We start from the raw sequence: 13,885 nt of genomic DNA, 5'->3' as shown, positions 1-13,885 counted from the left end.
CATGGCGTCACTCAGCGGCGCTGGAGCTGATCGAGGGTGCCGCCACTCTTGAAGTGGGTCTCCATGGCTTGGTCCCAGCCACCGAAGACATCCTGAACCTCGAGCAGCTCGGTCTCGGGGAATTGATCGGCAAACTCCTCGACCACGGTTTCGTCGTGCACGCGGTAGTTGAAGCCGGCCAGAATGCGCTGAGCCTCTTCGCTGTAGAGGTAATCCAGATACGCCTGGGCCAGCTCGGTGTTGCCGTTCTCCTCGGCATTCTCGCCGACCACGGCGACCGGGAACTCGGCCAGGATGCTGACCGGCGGCACGATGACCTCGTATTCATCGCTGCCGTATTCCTGACGAATATTGTTGACCTCGGATTCGAAGCTGATCAGCACATCGCCGATGCCACGCTCGATGAAGCTGGTGGTGGCACCGCGACCGCCGGTATCGAAGACCTTGACGTTGCCGAGGAAGGTGCGCATGAAGTCCTTGATCTTCTCCTCGTCGCCGTCAAAGGCGCGATCCGCGTAGCCCCAGGCCGCCAGGTAGGTGTAGCGGCCGTTGCCCGACGTCTTGGGGTTGGGGAAGACCAGTTCCACGTCCTCGTCGGCCAGGTCGGCCCAGCTCTCGATGCCCAGGGGATTGCCCTTGCGCACCAGGAAGGCGGTGGTGGAGTAGTAGGGCGAGGCATTGTTGGGCAGTTGCTGCTGCCAGTCCTCGGCCACCAGGCCGGCGTCGGCGAGTACCTGAACATCGGTGACCTGGTTGTAGGTCACCACGTCGGCGCCGAGTCCTTGCAGGATGGCGCGGGCCTGGGCTGACGAGCCACCGTGAGACTGCTTGATGGTCAAGGTGTCGTCATGGTCCGCTTCCCAGTGTGCCTTGAAGGCCGGGTTGATCTCGGCGAACAGTTCCCGAGCGATGTCGTAGGAGGAGTTGAGCAGCTCCCGCTCAGCGGCCATGGCCGGCGTGGCGAGGCCGATGCCCAGGCCAGCAGCGACGATGGAGGCGGTGAAGGTGCGACGTACAAAGGGCAGCGGCGACATGACGACTCCTTGGATCCACGATGGATTTACTTAGATCGCTAAGGTAGTAATCGCCAAATGGAATTACAAGTAGTTTATCTATTCTTTTTTTGTCTATAACTATCGAAGAGGGGAACGTCGGCTGCAAAAGAGGGAAGAGGGAAGAGGGAAGAGGGAAGAGGGAGGATGCCCCCGGATGAACCGGGGGCATGGGGCATCAAAGCCCGATGGCCGAGGAGGTCGAGCGGCGGGGGTCGGCGCCACCGAAGAAATGATCGTCCTCGATCACGATCGACTGGGCGGCCCCCATGGCGGCCTGCTGGCTGATGGTGTGTCCCTTGGCTTCGAGCAGCTCGAGGGTGTCCGGGCTGATGCCGGCCTCGATGCGGATCTCGTCGGGTAGCCACTGGTGATGGATGCGCGGGGCGCTGACCGCCGACTGGATGTTCATGTCGTGGTCAATGACATTCATCAACACCTGCAGCGTCGTGGTGATGATGCGCGAGCCGCCCGGACTGCCGGTGACCAGGAAGTTCTTGCCATCACGCTTGACGATGGTCGGCGTCATCGACGAGAGCATGCGCTTGCCGGGCTCGATCTTGTTGGCCTCACCACCGATCAGGCCATAGGCATTGGGCACGCCGGGCTTGGCGGAGAAGTCGTCCATCTCGTTGTTGAGCAGGAAGCCGGCGCCTTCCACGGCGATGCCCGAGCCGTAGCTGAAGTTGATGGTGTAGGTGTTGGAGACCGCCAGGCCATTGTCGTCGGCAATGGAGAAGTGGGTGGTCTCGTTGGACTCGTAGGGCAGAGGCTTGCCGGGCGCGATATCGCTGCTCGGCGTGGCGTTGTCCATGTCGATCTGCTCGCGCAGTTCGTCGGCATAGGCCTTGGAGGTGATGCCGTCGAGCGGAACGTCGACGAAGTCGGTGTCGCCCAGGTATTCCGAGCGGTCGGCGTAGGCGCGTTTCATGGCTTCGGCCATCACGTGGATGGTATCGGCGGAATTGAAGCCCATCTCTGAGATCGGGTAGTCCTCGAGGATATTGAGCATCTGCACGATGTGCGCACCACCCGAGGAGGGCGGGCTCATGGCGTAGATGTCGTGGCCTCGATAGGTGCCGTGGCTGGGTTCGCGGATCTCCGGCTGGTAGCCGGCCAGATCCTCGAGGGTGATCAGGCCATCGTGGCGCTCCATTTCGGCGGCGATCAGCTCGGCGGTCTTGCCTTCGTAGAATTCGCGGGCGCCCTGTTCGGCGATGCGCTTGAGCGTCGCGGCCAGATCCGGCTGGCGGAAGGTGTCGCCGACCTCGTAGGCGCTGCCGTCCTCCTTGAAGAACATCTTGCGCGTCGAATCCCACTTTTCCAGGCGTTCGCGCGTGTCGTTGACACCGGCAACGAAGCGGGGCGGCACCTCGAAGCCCTCTTCGGCGAGCTGGATCGCCGGTGCCAGGGCGTCGGCCAGGCTCATGGTGCCGTACTTCTCGAGCGCCAGGGCCAGGCCGGCCACGGTGCCGGGCACCCCGGCGGCACGATGGGTGAAACGCGACCACTCCGAGACGGCATTGCCGTCCTCGTCCTGGAACATGGTCTCGGTGGCGGCGGCAGGCGCGGTCTCGCGATAGTCGATGGCGATGACTTCGTCGCTGTTCTCGTCGGAGATCAGCATGAAGCCGCCGCCGCCGATATTGCCGGAGCGAGGTTGGGTAACGGCCAGGGCGAAGCCGGCGGTGACCGCGGCATCCACGGCGTTGCCGCCGTCGGCCAGGACATCCCGGGCAACCTGCGAGGCCAGGAAGTGGCTGGTCGCCACCATGCCGTTGGCACCCTCTTCGGGGTGGAATCGCTCACCTTCGAGGATCGCCGGCTGCGCAAGGGCCAGGGGAGCGGCCAGCATGGAGCCGACCAGCAGGCCTGCGTTGAGCGGGGTGAGTAACCAGCGTGGGATCATGACGTCTCCTTGTCGCATTGTTATGCATGGCGGCCATTAACTATCGGTGGCGTGTGGCTATCCTGCAAGTCACGAGTTGTGCCGTTGATCCTGCTAGAATGGCTCGCCATCGTGACCACTCGATCTTTTGCCAGAGAATCTCATGACTGCAACGACGCCCGATTACCTGATCGCCCCCTCGATCCTTTCCGCCGACTTCGCCCGGCTTGGCGAAGAAGTCGACGATGTGCTCGCTTCGGGGGCGGATATCGTGCACTTCGACGTGATGGACAATCATTACGTGCCCAATCTGACCATCGGGCCGATGGTCTGCGAGGCGCTGCGGCGCCACGGCGTGACCGCGCCGATCGACGCGCATCTCATGGTCAAGCCGGTGGATCGCCTGATCGGCGATTTCATCGATGCCGGAGCCAGTTACGTCACTTTCCATCCGGAGGCCTCCGAGCATATCGATCGTTCGCTGCAGTTGATCCGTGACGGTGGCTGCAAGACCGGCCTGGTCTTCAATCCGGCCACGCCCCTGACGTTTCTGGACCATGTGATGGACAAGGTCGACATGATCCTGTTGATGAGCGTCAATCCCGGCTTCGGTGGCCAGTCGTTTCTACCCGGCACGCTCGACAAGCTGCGCGAGGCGCGTCGCCGCATCGATGCGTCGGGACGCGACATCCGCCTGGAGATCGATGGGGGGGTCAAGGTCGAGAACATCGCCGAGATCGCCCGGGCCGGTGCCGATACCTTCGTCGCCGGATCGGCGGTCTTCAAGGCGCGCAATCCCGATGATCCGCACCGCTACGATAGCGTGATCGAGCGGTTTCGCCGGGCGCTCGCCGAGGCCTGAGCATGGAGAAGGAAGCGGCGTGCCAGTGGCACCTCTATGTGATCGAGATGGCCAATGGTGCGCTCTATACCGGCATCACGACGGATGTCGAGAGGCGCCTGGCCGAGCACAGGGCGGGGCGTGGCGCCAAGGCATTGCGCGGTAAGGGGCCCTTGCAACTAGTATATCAGCAGGCTGTGGGGGATCGCGGCGAGGCGCTGCGGCTCGAAGCCGGCGTCAAGCGGTTGTCGGCACAGGGCAAGCGGCGCTGGATGGCAGAACGACGCGTGAAGGCCTGAGGGAAGCGTCGGCCGCAGGAACTATTCTTTCATTGAGGCAGAGGCAAAGGAGGCGATATGGACTTGGAGAAGGTAGTGGAGTTCCTGCAGGTGCAGGGAACGAGCTTCGTGATCAACCTGGTGGCGGCCATCGTGATCTTCGTGATCGGTCGCTGGATCGCCAAGCTGTTGCATCGGTTGGTGATCAAGGCCATGAAGCGGGCCAAGACCGATCCTCTGATCATCACGTTCACGGGCAATATCCTGTATATATTGCTGATGTTTGCCGTGGTGCTGGCGGCGATCGGCCAGCTTGGCATTCAGACTACCTCGCTGATCGCGGTGATCGGTGCTGCCGGCCTGGCGGTGGGGTTGGCGTTGCAGGGCTCGTTGGCGAACTTCGCTGCCGGGGTCATGGTGGTCCTGTTCCGGCCCTATCGCGTGGGGGACTACATCGAAGGGGGTGGCGTTTCCGGCACGGTCGAGGAAGTGCAGATCTTCAATACCGAGCTCAGCACGCCTGACAATCGTCGGGTGATCGTGCCCAACGGCCAGATGCTGTCGGATGCCATCACCAACTACTCGACGCACCCCACGCGGCGCGTGGATCTGGTCGTCGGGGTCGGCTATGGCGACGACATCGACACCGTGCGCCGTGTGCTCGAGGGCGTGGTGGCCGACGATTCACGGGTCCTGGAGGACCCGGCACCGAATATCCGCATCGGCTCGCTGGGCGATTCCAGCGTCAACTGGATCGTGCGTCCCTGGGTCAAGGCCGTCGACTACTGGGATGTCTACTGGGAGATGACCGAGGAGATCAAGCGCCGCTTCGATCGCGAAGGCATCAACATTCCCTTTCCCCAGCGCGACGTGCATGTCTATCACCATGGAGAGGAGAAGGGCGGTGCCGATGTGAGCGGCTGACAGCTCCGGACCCTGCATGACGAGGGCCGTCGGGTTACCCCGGCGGCCCTCGTTGCGTGATGTGGGGCATGAGCCCGGGTATCACGACTCAGTGAAGCTTCATGCGCGGCTTCAGGAAGCGGTTGAGGCCATCCACCACGACCATCAGGCCGGTCTTCAGGGTGCCGTGTATGGCGCGCTGGTGCATGCGATACAGCGAGGCATAGAAGAACTTCGCCAGGTGGCCTTCGATGAACAGGCTGCGTGCCGAGGCGCCACGCATCAGACTGCCGACGGCATCGAAGTGGGCCAGCGAGATCAGCGAGCCCCGGTCACGGAACACGAAGGGCTTGAGTGGCTTGCCGTCGAGTCGAGCGCGCAGGTTCTTGTAGAGCAGACTGGCCTGCTGATGGGCGGCCTGAGCGCGCGGAGGCACCTGTGAGCCGTCTTCCTGGGGGCAGCTGGCGCAATCGCCGAAGGCGAAGATGTGCGGGTCGTCGATGCTCTGCAGTGTCGGCTCGACCTTGATGCGATGGTTGCGCTCGGTGGTGAGGCCGAGTTCGGAGAGAAAGGCGGGCGCCTTGATGCCGGCGGCCCATACGCTCAAGTCCGTCTCGATGCGCTGGTCGTCGGCGGTGATGATGGCCGAGGGCTCGACGCGGGTAACGCGGGTCGACACATGGACCCGAACCCCCAGGCGCTCGAGTTCGGTGTGCACCGCCTGGCTGATGCGGTCGGGCAGTGCGGGCAGGATACCCGGCGCGGCCTCGATCAGATGGACTTCGAGGTGCTCGCTCTCCAGCGGGGTGAAGCCATAGCTGTGGAGCATCTGGGAGGCGTCGTAGAGTTCGGCGGCAAGCTCCACGCCGGTGGCGCCGGCACCGACGATGCCGACGACCATGCGGGTCTGGGTGTCCTGCTGCGGGGCGTTGTAGCGCAAGAAGACGTTGAGCATGTCCTTGCGGAAGGCTTCGGCCTGGTGCGGGCTGTCGAGGAAGTGACAGTGCTCGCCGACGCCTGGCGTGCCGAAGTCGTTGCTGACACTGCCCACCGACATGACCAGCTCATCGTAGGACAACGTGCGCGATGGCAGTACCTCCAGGCCGTCATCATCGAGGATCGGTGCCAGGGTGAGGGTGCGCGCTTCACGGTCCAGCCCCTCCAGGGTGCCGCGCTGAAAGCGGTAGCCATTGGCGCGGGCATGGCCCTGATAGGATATCTCGTCCAATCCCGAGTCCAGCACGCCGGTGGCCACTTCATGCAGCAGGGGCTTCCAGATGTGCGTGGCATTGCGGTCCACCAGCACGATCTCGGCCCGGCCGCGACGTCCTAGACGCCGTCCCAGGCGGGTCACCAGCTCCAGACCGCCGGCACCACCGCCGACGACGACGATTCTTGGTATGCTCATCTCGATAAGCTCCTGAGAAGATGGGAGTACCAGCATAAGCGCCTGAGCGGGTCCTGCCCATGCCCCGTTAGGGATATGAACGCGTCAAAGGAGACACTGTTATGCATTCGCTGCTCGATGGCATTCGCCTGGTAGCCTTCGACCTCGATGGTACTCTGGTGGATTCCGTGCCCGACCTGGCGGCGGCGGTGGATGCAGCCCTGTGCGACCTGGGCATGCCTGCACCGGGCGAATCTCGAGTCCGGGACTGGGTCGGCAATGGCTCGATGGTGCTGATCGAGCGTGCCTTGCGCGATGCCCTGGGAAGGGATGCCGATCCCGAGCGTTGCCGGCAGGCCCATGAGCGCTTCCTGGTGCACTACGCACAGCGACCCTGCAACGCCACCCGGCTTTATCCCGGCGTGCGCGAGGCGCTGGAGACATTGCGTAGCGCGGGCATGATCCTGGTGCTGGTGACCAACAAGCCCGAGGCCTTCATTGCGCCGATTCTCGAGCACTTCGAACTGGCCGGGCATTTTTCCCTCTGCCTGGGCGGCAACAGCCTGGTGCGACGCAAGCCCGATCCCTTGCCGTTGACCCATGCCGCCGAGCATTTCTCGATATCGCCAGCGAATTGCCTGATGGTCGGCGATTCACGGCACGATATGGCGGCAGGCCGCGCGGCGGGCTTTCGTACCCTGGCGGTGCCTTATGGTTACAATCATGGCGAGCCGGTGGCCGCCAGCGGTCCGGATGGCGTGGTTGAATCGCTTCGGGAACTCGTCTAGGGTGATCTTGGCCCGGCCTGACGCCGTCGGGCCGCCCATGACGATTCATTATGATGCCCGGGAATCTTCGCATTACCTGCCTGTATGGACGCCCGCATGACGCTGGATGCCTTTGCCTGCCGTAATCTTGCCGAACCTTTCGAATCCCGCACCTTGAAGGCAGGCTGGCGATGGTGACGCTCGCCTACTGAGACAGCCATGCTGTCTCTCGATTCGTCACGTTTTCTCCACCGCGAGTCCTTCACCACCGCGAGGCACAGGGCAGATGATGACCCCCGAACGTTTCCAGGAACTGGCCGACGCCGGCTATAACCGCATTCCCGTCACCCGCGAGGTCCTGGCCGATCTCGATACACCGCTCTCCACCTATCTCAAGCTCGCCGATGCGCCCTGGACCTTCCTGCTGGAATCCGTCCAGGGCGGAGAGAAGTGGGGACGTTACTCGATCATCGGTCTTCCGTGTCGCGAGCGTATCGAGGTGCGCGGCTTTCGTGTCGAGCACATCGTCGATGGCCAGGGGAGCGGTGCCGTTGAGGTCGAGGACCCGCTGGCCTGGATCGAGGACTTCCAGGCACGCTTCAAGGTGCCGCGGCTGGACGATACGCCGCGCTTCGACGGCGGCCTGGTGGGGTATTTCGGCTACGACACCATTCGTTACATCGAGCCACGGCTGCGTGGCGTGGAGAAGCCCGACCCGCTCGGCGTGCCGGATATCCTGCTGATGGTCTGCGACGACCTGGTGGTCTTCGATAACCTCGCCGGCCGCCTGACGCTCTGGACCCATGCCGATCCAGGCGAGCCGCAGGCGCATGCTCGAGCGCTCGAACGGCTCCAGGCGCTGGAGGAGAAGCTGCGTGGCGTGGTGCTGGAGGGACGCAGTCCGGGAAGCGGTCGTCATGACGTCTCGGAGGATGACTTCCACGCCAGCTTCAGCGAGGCGGGCTACAAGGCGGCGGTGGAGCGCATCAAGGAATACGTGAAGGCCGGCGATGTGATGCAGTGTGTGCCATCTCAACGGATGTCTATTCCCTATCAGGCGCCGCCACTGGATCTCTATCGTGCCCTGCGCAGCCTCAATCCATCGCCTTACATGTTCTTCCTCAACCTCGACGATCATCATGTGGTCGGGTCGTCGCCGGAGATCCTGACGCGACTCGAGGAAGGCGAGGTCACGGTACGGCCCATCGCCGGGACCCGGCCGCGTGGCGCCACCGAGGAGCAGGATCGGGCCTTGGAAGCCGACCTGCTCGATGATCCCAAGGAGATCGCCGAACACGTCATGCTGATCGATCTTGGTCGCAACGACGTGGGACGCATCAGCGAACCGGGGTCGGTGACGGTCACCGACAACATGGCCGTCGAGCGCTATTCGCATGTCATGCACATCGTCTCCCAGGTCACCGGCCGTCTCCGGCCGGACATGACGGCCATGGACGTCCTGCGGGCCACCTTCCCGGCGGGAACCCTGTCCGGGGCCTCCAAGGTGCGTGCCATGGAAATCATCGACGAGCTGGAGCCGGTCAAGCGCGGTATCTATTCCGGTGCGGTGGGGTATCTCTCCTGGCATGGCAACATGGATACCGCCATCGCCATTCGCACCGCCGTGATCAAGGACGGTGAACTGCACGTCCAGGCGGGTGGCGGCATCGTCGCCGACTCCGATCCCGATGATGAGTGGCAGGAAACCATCAACAAGCGCCGTGCATTGTTCCGCGCCGTGGCCATGGCCGAGCGCGGCCTGGACAATCTCTCGTGAACGCCCGGTCACGCGTCTTGACAGGGTCGGTCGCGCCGCACACTATAGCGAGCATGATGATTTCCACGACGACCTCCGCAAAGCAGTGGCGCCTCTACGATTGAAGGGGCGGCTTTCGCGTGTCTGACGTGTCCGAACAAAAATGCCGCCCGCGAGGCGGCATTTTTGTATCCGTCGGCTCGCGGTAGAGATGATTCGGGCATTGTGGGTAGGAAAGCGAGCAAGAATCCAGTGATCGAGCCGGTTGGCTCATGAGAATCAGGAGCTTATGCCCGACATGATCGTGATGATCGATAACTACGACAGCTTCACCTTCAACATCGTCCAGTATCTTGGCGAGCTGGGGGCGGAGGTGGTCACCCATCGTAACGATGCCATCAGCGTGGCGGAGATCGAGGCGCTGTCACCCAGTCATCTGGTGATCTCGCCCGGCCCCTGCACACCCAATGAGGCGGGAATCTCCATGGAAGCCGTCCGCCACTTTGCCGGCCGACTGCCGATCCTTGGCATCTGCCTGGGGCATCAGGCCATCGGCCAGGTGTATGGCGGCGAGGTGCGGCGCGCGCCCCAGGTCATGCATGGCAAGACGTCGCGCATCCGTCACGATGGCCGTGGCGTGTTTGCCGGGCTCGAGGATCCTCTGGAGGTCACCCGCTATCATTCCCTGGTGGTGGCGCGAGAGGGACTGCCGGAGTGCCTGGAGGTGACCGCCTGGACCGATGAGGATGATGTCACGCCGGGATTGATCATGGGGCTTCGTCACCGGGAGCTCGACATCGAAGGGGTGCAGTTCCATCCCGAATCCATCCTGACGCGCCAGGGCCACGAGCTTCTGGCCAACTTTCTCGAGCGTCGCTGAATGCTGCCACAGCCAAAGGAGAAGACGGCCATGCAGATGCGGGAAGCCCTCGGTGCCCTGATGCGCCACGAGAGCCTGAGCTTCGACCAGACCCATGCGTTGATGCGCGATATCATGACGGGAGAGGCCAGCGATGCCCAGATCGCCGCTTTCCTGATGGGCATGGCGATGAAGGGCGAGTCTGCCGAGGAGATCAGCGCTGCCGCCCAGGTGATGCGCGAGCTGATGAAGCCGGTGACGCTGAATGCCGAGAACGTGGTGGATATCGTCGGTACCGGAGGCGATGGTGCCAACCTGTTCAACGTTTCCACTGCCTCCAGCTTCGTGGCCGCCGCTGCTGGCGCCCATGTCGCCAAGCACGGCAACCGAGGCGTTTCCTCGTCCTCGGGCAGTGCCGACCTGTTCTCCGTGGCAGGCATTGGGCTGGATCTCTCTCCCGACCAGGTCGGACGGTGTATCGAAGAGGTGGGCGTCGGCTTCATGTTCGCGCCGAACCATCATCCGGCCATGCGCCATGCCGTCGGGCCGCGTCGCGAGATGGGGGTGCGCACCCTGTTCAATATTCTCGGGCCGCTGACCAACCCGGCCGGAGCGCCCAATCAACTGCTGGGCGTCTACGATCCCTCCCTGGTGCCGCTGATGGCGGACGTCATGCGGCGTTTGGGCAGCGAGCACGTGATGGTCGTGTGGGCCGAGGACGGGCTCGATGAAATATCCCTTGCCGCCCCGACGCAGGTGGCTGAACTCAAGGACGGCGAGATCAGGGAGTACACCATTGCCCCCGAGGACTTCGGTATCGAGCGTCAGTCGCTCGAGGCGCTGAAGGTTCAGACGGCCGAAGACAGCCTGCGCCTGGTCGAGCAGTCCCTGGTAGGCGATGGTCCGGCGGCGGACATCGTGGCGCTGAACGCCGGCGCGGCGCTTTATGCTGCCGGCGTGTCCGACACGCTCAAGGAGGGCGTGGCCATGGCGCAGGATGCCCAGGCGTCCAAGCTGCCTCTGGAGAAACTCAAGGAACTGGCCAACTTCACGCGCGTCTTCGCCCAGTAGGGTCATTGTCCCGGAGCATGTTATGACCACACCGACCATTCTGACTCGCATCCTGGCTCGCAAGGCTGAGGAAGTGACCGAGCGTCGCCGGGCCGTGCCCGAATCCGAACTGTTGGCCCGAGCGAAGGAGATGAGCGAGCCTCGCGGTTTCATCACCGCTCTGGAGGCTCGCATGCGAGATGGCGATCCGGCCGTGATTGCCGAAATCAAGAAAGCCTCGCCCTCGCGAGGCGTGATCCGTGAGGACTTCCGTCCCGCCGAGATTGCCAAGCGTTACGCCGCTGGAGGTGCGGCCTGTTTGTCGGTGCTCACCGACGCTGACTTCTTCCAGGGTCACGAGGACGATCTCATCGCGGCCCGCGAGGCCTGTTCGCTACCGGTGATTCGCAAGGATTTCATCACTCATGGCTATCAGGTCAGCGAGGCCCGCGCCATCGGTGCCGACTGCATCCTGCTGATCGTGGCCGCCCTGGACGATGCGCGTCTGGCCGATCTGCATCGCCAGGCCAGCGAGCTCGGCATGGACGTGCTCGTCGAGGTGCACGATGCCCATGAGCTGGAGCGGGCACTGGCCCTAGAGCTCTCCCTGGTGGGCATCAATAACCGCGACCTGCACACCTTCGAGACCCGTCTGGAGACGACCCTGGATCTGCTCGACCGCCTGCCGGCCGGCGTGACGGTGGTCACGGAATCGGGTATCCATACCCGCGACGATGTTCTGCGCATGCGGGAGCACGACGTCCACGGTTTCCTGGTGGGCGAGGCCTTCATGCGCGAGGAAGACCCGGGGGAGTCGCTGCGCCGGCTGTTCTTCTAGGCGCTTGGCTACCGGACGAGCCGACCCGCCTACGTGGTCAGCTCGTCCGGCTCAGGACATCAAGGGGGTGTCGAACGCCGGGGAATCGGCGAACACCAGGCTGACCAGTGTATCGCCGCGTTTGGGCGCCAGCCCGTTTTCCGCGGTGGCTAGGCGTAGCCGACCGGATTGGCTGATGCTGAGCAAGGGCAGCCAGCGCCCGTCATGTCGACGGCGCTGTCCCTCCAGACGAGTCTTTTCGTCGAAGCGCACGCGCTGCAGCTCGCCGCCTTCGGCGACCAGGCGCGAGAGCCGGGCATAGGTCACGTCGCGGCCGAACAGCAGTGGCAGGTGGCTCAGGGCCTGTCCATGGGGACGATTGGCGCTGCGGCCTTCATCCACGGCCAGCCGGAACACCCGGTCGCGTCCCAGCAAATGCTCGAAATGCAGCGCCGCCAGGTCGTTGAGTTCACGATAGGGCGAAAGGGGCAGCAGATAGCCGATGTTGCTGAGCTCCAGATGCTGGGCGGCGTGCTCCGATAGAGGATCGCCGTAGTAGGTGGTCAGCCCCAGTGCCTTGGCTTCCTGGATCGCGTCCCAGTTACTGTCCGTCAGCACCACGCTGACTCCCGCGGAACGCAATTGCTGGCCGATCTGTCGCGCCACCGGATTGGCACCGATGATCAGCACGCCGTCCGGCGAGGGGCGACGTACGCCCAGCCAGCCCGCCAGGGGGCGCGACAGCAGGCTCTGACCCACCACCGTGCTGATGATGACCAGGAAGGTCACCGGCACCAGCATCTCGGCCCCGGGCATGCCGATCTCCTCCAGGCGAATCGAGAACAGCGACGCCGTGGCGGCGGCCACGATGCCGCGTGGCGAGATGAAGGCGAGCAAGGCCTTTTCGCGGATATCCAGCTGACTGCCCAGGGTGCAGACCCAGACCATCAGCGGGCGTGCGACGCCCAGCAGCACGAACAGGAAGGCCCAGGCCGGCCAGCCCAGCAGGGCCAGCTGGTCCACGGTGAGTCGTGCGGCCAGCAGAATGAACAGGCCCGAGATCAGCAGCACCGAGAGGGTTTCCTTGAACTCGATGATGGGACGGGTCGGCACGCCGCGCATATTGGCCAGCCAGGCGCCCATGACCGTGACCGTCAGCAGCCCCGACTCGTGAAACAGCAGGTTGGAGATCGAGAACAGCGTCAGCATCATCATCAGGGTGCCGAAGCTGTGCAGCTGGCGAGGCAACCAGTGTCGGCGCAGTATCAGCCCCCAGAGGTAGCCGCCGCCAATTCCCAGACCGAAGCCGATCAGGGCCGTCTTGCCGAACAGCACCAGGGTGTGGGTGGCAGCGCCCGTCGCGCCTGAGCCCAGGGCGACGTATTCATAGACCAGCACGGCGCCGATGGCACCGACTGGATCGATCAGGATGCCTTCCCAGCGCAGTATCTGGGTCAGGTGCTGACGGGCCCCTAGGGTCTGGAGCATGGGCAGGATCACGGTCGGACCGGTGACCACCAGCAACGCGCCCAGTACGCTGGCCATCTCCCACGACAGCGACAGCAGCAGGTGAGCGGCGACGGTGCCGATCACGGCGGTGATCAAGGCACCCCAGGTGACCAGGCGTCGCACCGTGCGGCCATGGCCGCCCAGTTCGCGGAAATCCAGTGTCAGGCTACCCTCGAAGAGGATGACCGCCACGGCCAGCGAGACCAGCGGAAACAGCAGCTCGCCGAACATGGCGTCAGGGTCGAGCAGCCCTGTGACAGGGCCGGCGGCAATGCCGGCGACCAACAGCATCAGAATGGCTGGCAGCTTCAGCTGCCAGGCAAGCCATTGGCAGATCAGCGCCAGCAGGCCGATCATCGCCAGGTCGAAGCCGGCATGCTCCATGAGGGTGCGCTCCATCGGTTCGAGGTTCATCGAAGGGCGCGCAGCCTAGCGTCGGAAACTCGTACATGCAATCCATTGACGCGATGAAGTGCCTCAATGTCGATCAACGATGGAACCACCAGAGCACGAAGGAAAGCACCAGGCTGATCAACAGCATGGTGGTGATCGGGAAATACAGGGTCAGATTTTCACGCCGGATCACGATATCTCCCGGCAATTGCCCCAGTGGTAACTTGCCGAGCCAGGGCCAGAACACCCCGGCGACGACCAGCAGTAACCCGATGATGATCAGTGTCCGAGACATCGCTCTCCTTCACTCCCGGGTGGCCTGTTGCAATGCTGCCAGCAGCCCCTGGAGGGGATGCGGCAGGGTAGCATCCGACAGTCGCCTGGC

The 13,885-nt window shown here is 63.7% G+C and carries 13 protein-coding genes; 8 read left to right on the top strand and 5 right to left on the bottom strand.

The features are described 5' to 3' along the window. Positions 1-11: 11 nt before the first annotated feature. Positions 12-1,034 carry a thiosulfate ABC transporter substrate-binding protein CysP gene (gene cysP, locus A9O65_RS00675; protein WP_064699285.1) on the bottom strand — a complete coding sequence of 341 codons (1,023 nt, stop codon included), beginning with the start codon at positions 1,032-1,034 and terminating at the stop codon, positions 12-14. 196 nt (positions 1,035-1,230) lie between these two features. Next, positions 1,231-2,961: a gamma-glutamyltransferase gene (gene ggt, locus A9O65_RS00670; RefSeq protein WP_064701079.1), complete on the bottom strand. Its 1,731-nt coding sequence runs from the start codon at positions 2,959-2,961 to the stop codon at positions 1,231-1,233. 142 nt (positions 2,962-3,103) lie between these two features. On the opposite strand from ggt, the gene rpe reads away from it, so the two are divergent. The 3 genes from rpe to A9O65_RS00655 are packed head-to-tail and all read left to right on the top strand — an operon-like array spanning position 3,104 to position 4,983. Next, positions 3,104-3,802 carry a ribulose-phosphate 3-epimerase gene (gene rpe / locus A9O65_RS00665; RefSeq protein ID WP_064699287.1) on the top strand — a complete coding sequence of 233 codons (699 nt, stop codon included), beginning with the start codon at positions 3,104-3,106 and terminating at the stop codon, positions 3,800-3,802. A gap of 2 nt (positions 3,803-3,804) precedes the next feature. Next, entirely contained in the window at positions 3,805-4,080 is a 276-nt protein-coding gene (locus A9O65_RS00660; RefSeq protein WP_064699288.1) for a GIY-YIG nuclease family protein, read from the top strand. Between the two features lie 57 nt (positions 4,081-4,137). After that, complete coding sequence (locus tag A9O65_RS00655; protein ID WP_082919976.1) at positions 4,138-4,983, top strand: mechanosensitive ion channel family protein; 846 nt, start codon at positions 4,138-4,140, stop codon at positions 4,981-4,983. A gap of 88 nt (positions 4,984-5,071) precedes the next feature. Here A9O65_RS00655 and A9O65_RS00650 read toward each other — a convergent pair whose 3' ends face one another. Beyond that, positions 5,072-6,370, bottom strand: coding sequence for an NAD(P)/FAD-dependent oxidoreductase (locus A9O65_RS00650; RefSeq protein ID WP_064701078.1), 1,299 nt, complete (start codon positions 6,368-6,370; stop codon positions 5,072-5,074). Positions 6,371-6,471: 101 nt separating this feature from the next. Here A9O65_RS00650 and A9O65_RS00645 point away from each other — a divergent pair, with 101 nt between their 5' ends. From A9O65_RS00645 to trpC, 5 genes are all read left to right on the top strand, one after another. Further along, a complete protein-coding gene (locus A9O65_RS00645; protein WP_064701077.1) occupies positions 6,472-7,137 on the top strand; it encodes a phosphoglycolate phosphatase in 666 nt (221 codons plus the stop codon). Positions 7,138-7,405: 268 nt separating this feature from the next. Beyond that, entirely contained in the window at positions 7,406-8,893 is a 1,488-nt protein-coding gene (trpE, locus tag A9O65_RS00640; RefSeq protein ID WP_064699366.1) for an anthranilate synthase component I, read from the top strand. 277 nt (positions 8,894-9,170) lie between these two features. Continuing rightward, positions 9,171-9,752 (top strand): anthranilate synthase component II, encoded by a 582-nt coding sequence (locus A9O65_RS00635; RefSeq protein WP_064701178.1) that lies wholly within the window; start codon positions 9,171-9,173, stop codon positions 9,750-9,752. A gap of 30 nt (positions 9,753-9,782) precedes the next feature. After that, entirely contained in the window at positions 9,783-10,802 is a 1,020-nt protein-coding gene (trpD, locus tag A9O65_RS00630; protein ID WP_064699349.1) for an anthranilate phosphoribosyltransferase, read from the top strand. Between the two features lie 22 nt (positions 10,803-10,824). Next, the gene (trpC, locus tag A9O65_RS00625; protein ID WP_064699350.1) at positions 10,825-11,619 is read left to right on the top strand and encodes an indole-3-glycerol phosphate synthase TrpC; all 795 of its coding nucleotides are present in this window, start codon (positions 10,825-10,827) and stop codon (positions 11,617-11,619) included. Between the two features lie 51 nt (positions 11,620-11,670). On the opposite strand, the gene A9O65_RS00620 is transcribed toward trpC, so the two are convergent. Then, positions 11,671-13,506: a cation:proton antiporter gene (locus tag A9O65_RS00620; protein ID WP_244534507.1), complete on the bottom strand. Its 1,836-nt coding sequence runs from the start codon at positions 13,504-13,506 to the stop codon at positions 11,671-11,673. 88 nt (positions 13,507-13,594) lie between these two features. Next, positions 13,595-13,795 (bottom strand): DUF2905 domain-containing protein, encoded by a 201-nt coding sequence (locus A9O65_RS00615; RefSeq protein ID WP_064699351.1) that lies wholly within the window; start codon positions 13,793-13,795, stop codon positions 13,595-13,597. Positions 13,796-13,885 lie beyond the last annotated feature (90 nt).

The sequence above is a fragment of the Halomonas caseinilytica genome, from assembly GCF_001662305.1.
GTDB lineage: Bacteria > Pseudomonadota > Gammaproteobacteria > Pseudomonadales > Halomonadaceae > Halomonas > Halomonas caseinilytica.
This window is presented reverse-complemented; position numbering and strand designations above follow the sequence as displayed.

What these genes read in the sequence shown, in the direction of transcription:
- cysP (WP_064699285.1), bottom strand. Translation starts at nt 1,034, where the DNA reads ATGTCGCCGCTGCCCTTTGTACGTCGCACCTTCACCGCCTCCATCGTC.
- ggt (WP_064701079.1), bottom strand. Translation starts at nt 2,961, where the DNA reads ATGATCCCACGCTGGTTACTCACCCCGCTCAACGCAGGCCTGCTGGTC.
- rpe (WP_064699287.1), top strand. Translation starts at nt 3,104, where the DNA reads ATGACTGCAACGACGCCCGATTACCTGATCGCCCCCTCGATCCTTTCC.
- A9O65_RS00660 (WP_064699288.1), top strand. Translation starts at nt 3,805, where the DNA reads ATGGAGAAGGAAGCGGCGTGCCAGTGGCACCTCTATGTGATCGAGATG.
- A9O65_RS00655 (WP_082919976.1), top strand. Translation starts at nt 4,138, where the DNA reads ATGGACTTGGAGAAGGTAGTGGAGTTCCTGCAGGTGCAGGGAACGAGC.
- A9O65_RS00650 (WP_064701078.1), bottom strand. Translation starts at nt 6,370, where the DNA reads ATGAGCATACCAAGAATCGTCGTCGTCGGCGGTGGTGCCGGCGGTCTG.
- A9O65_RS00645 (WP_064701077.1), top strand. Translation starts at nt 6,472, where the DNA reads ATGCATTCGCTGCTCGATGGCATTCGCCTGGTAGCCTTCGACCTCGAT.
- trpE (WP_064699366.1), top strand. Translation starts at nt 7,406, where the DNA reads ATGACCCCCGAACGTTTCCAGGAACTGGCCGACGCCGGCTATAACCGC.
- A9O65_RS00635 (WP_064701178.1), top strand. Translation starts at nt 9,171, where the DNA reads ATGATCGTGATGATCGATAACTACGACAGCTTCACCTTCAACATCGTC.
- trpD (WP_064699349.1), top strand. Translation starts at nt 9,783, where the DNA reads ATGCAGATGCGGGAAGCCCTCGGTGCCCTGATGCGCCACGAGAGCCTG.
- trpC (WP_064699350.1), top strand. Translation starts at nt 10,825, where the DNA reads ATGACCACACCGACCATTCTGACTCGCATCCTGGCTCGCAAGGCTGAG.
- A9O65_RS00620 (WP_244534507.1), bottom strand. Translation starts at nt 13,506, where the DNA reads ATGGAGCGCACCCTCATGGAGCATGCCGGCTTCGACCTGGCGATGATC.
- A9O65_RS00615 (WP_064699351.1), bottom strand. Translation starts at nt 13,795, where the DNA reads ATGTCTCGGACACTGATCATCATCGGGTTACTGCTGGTCGTCGCCGGG.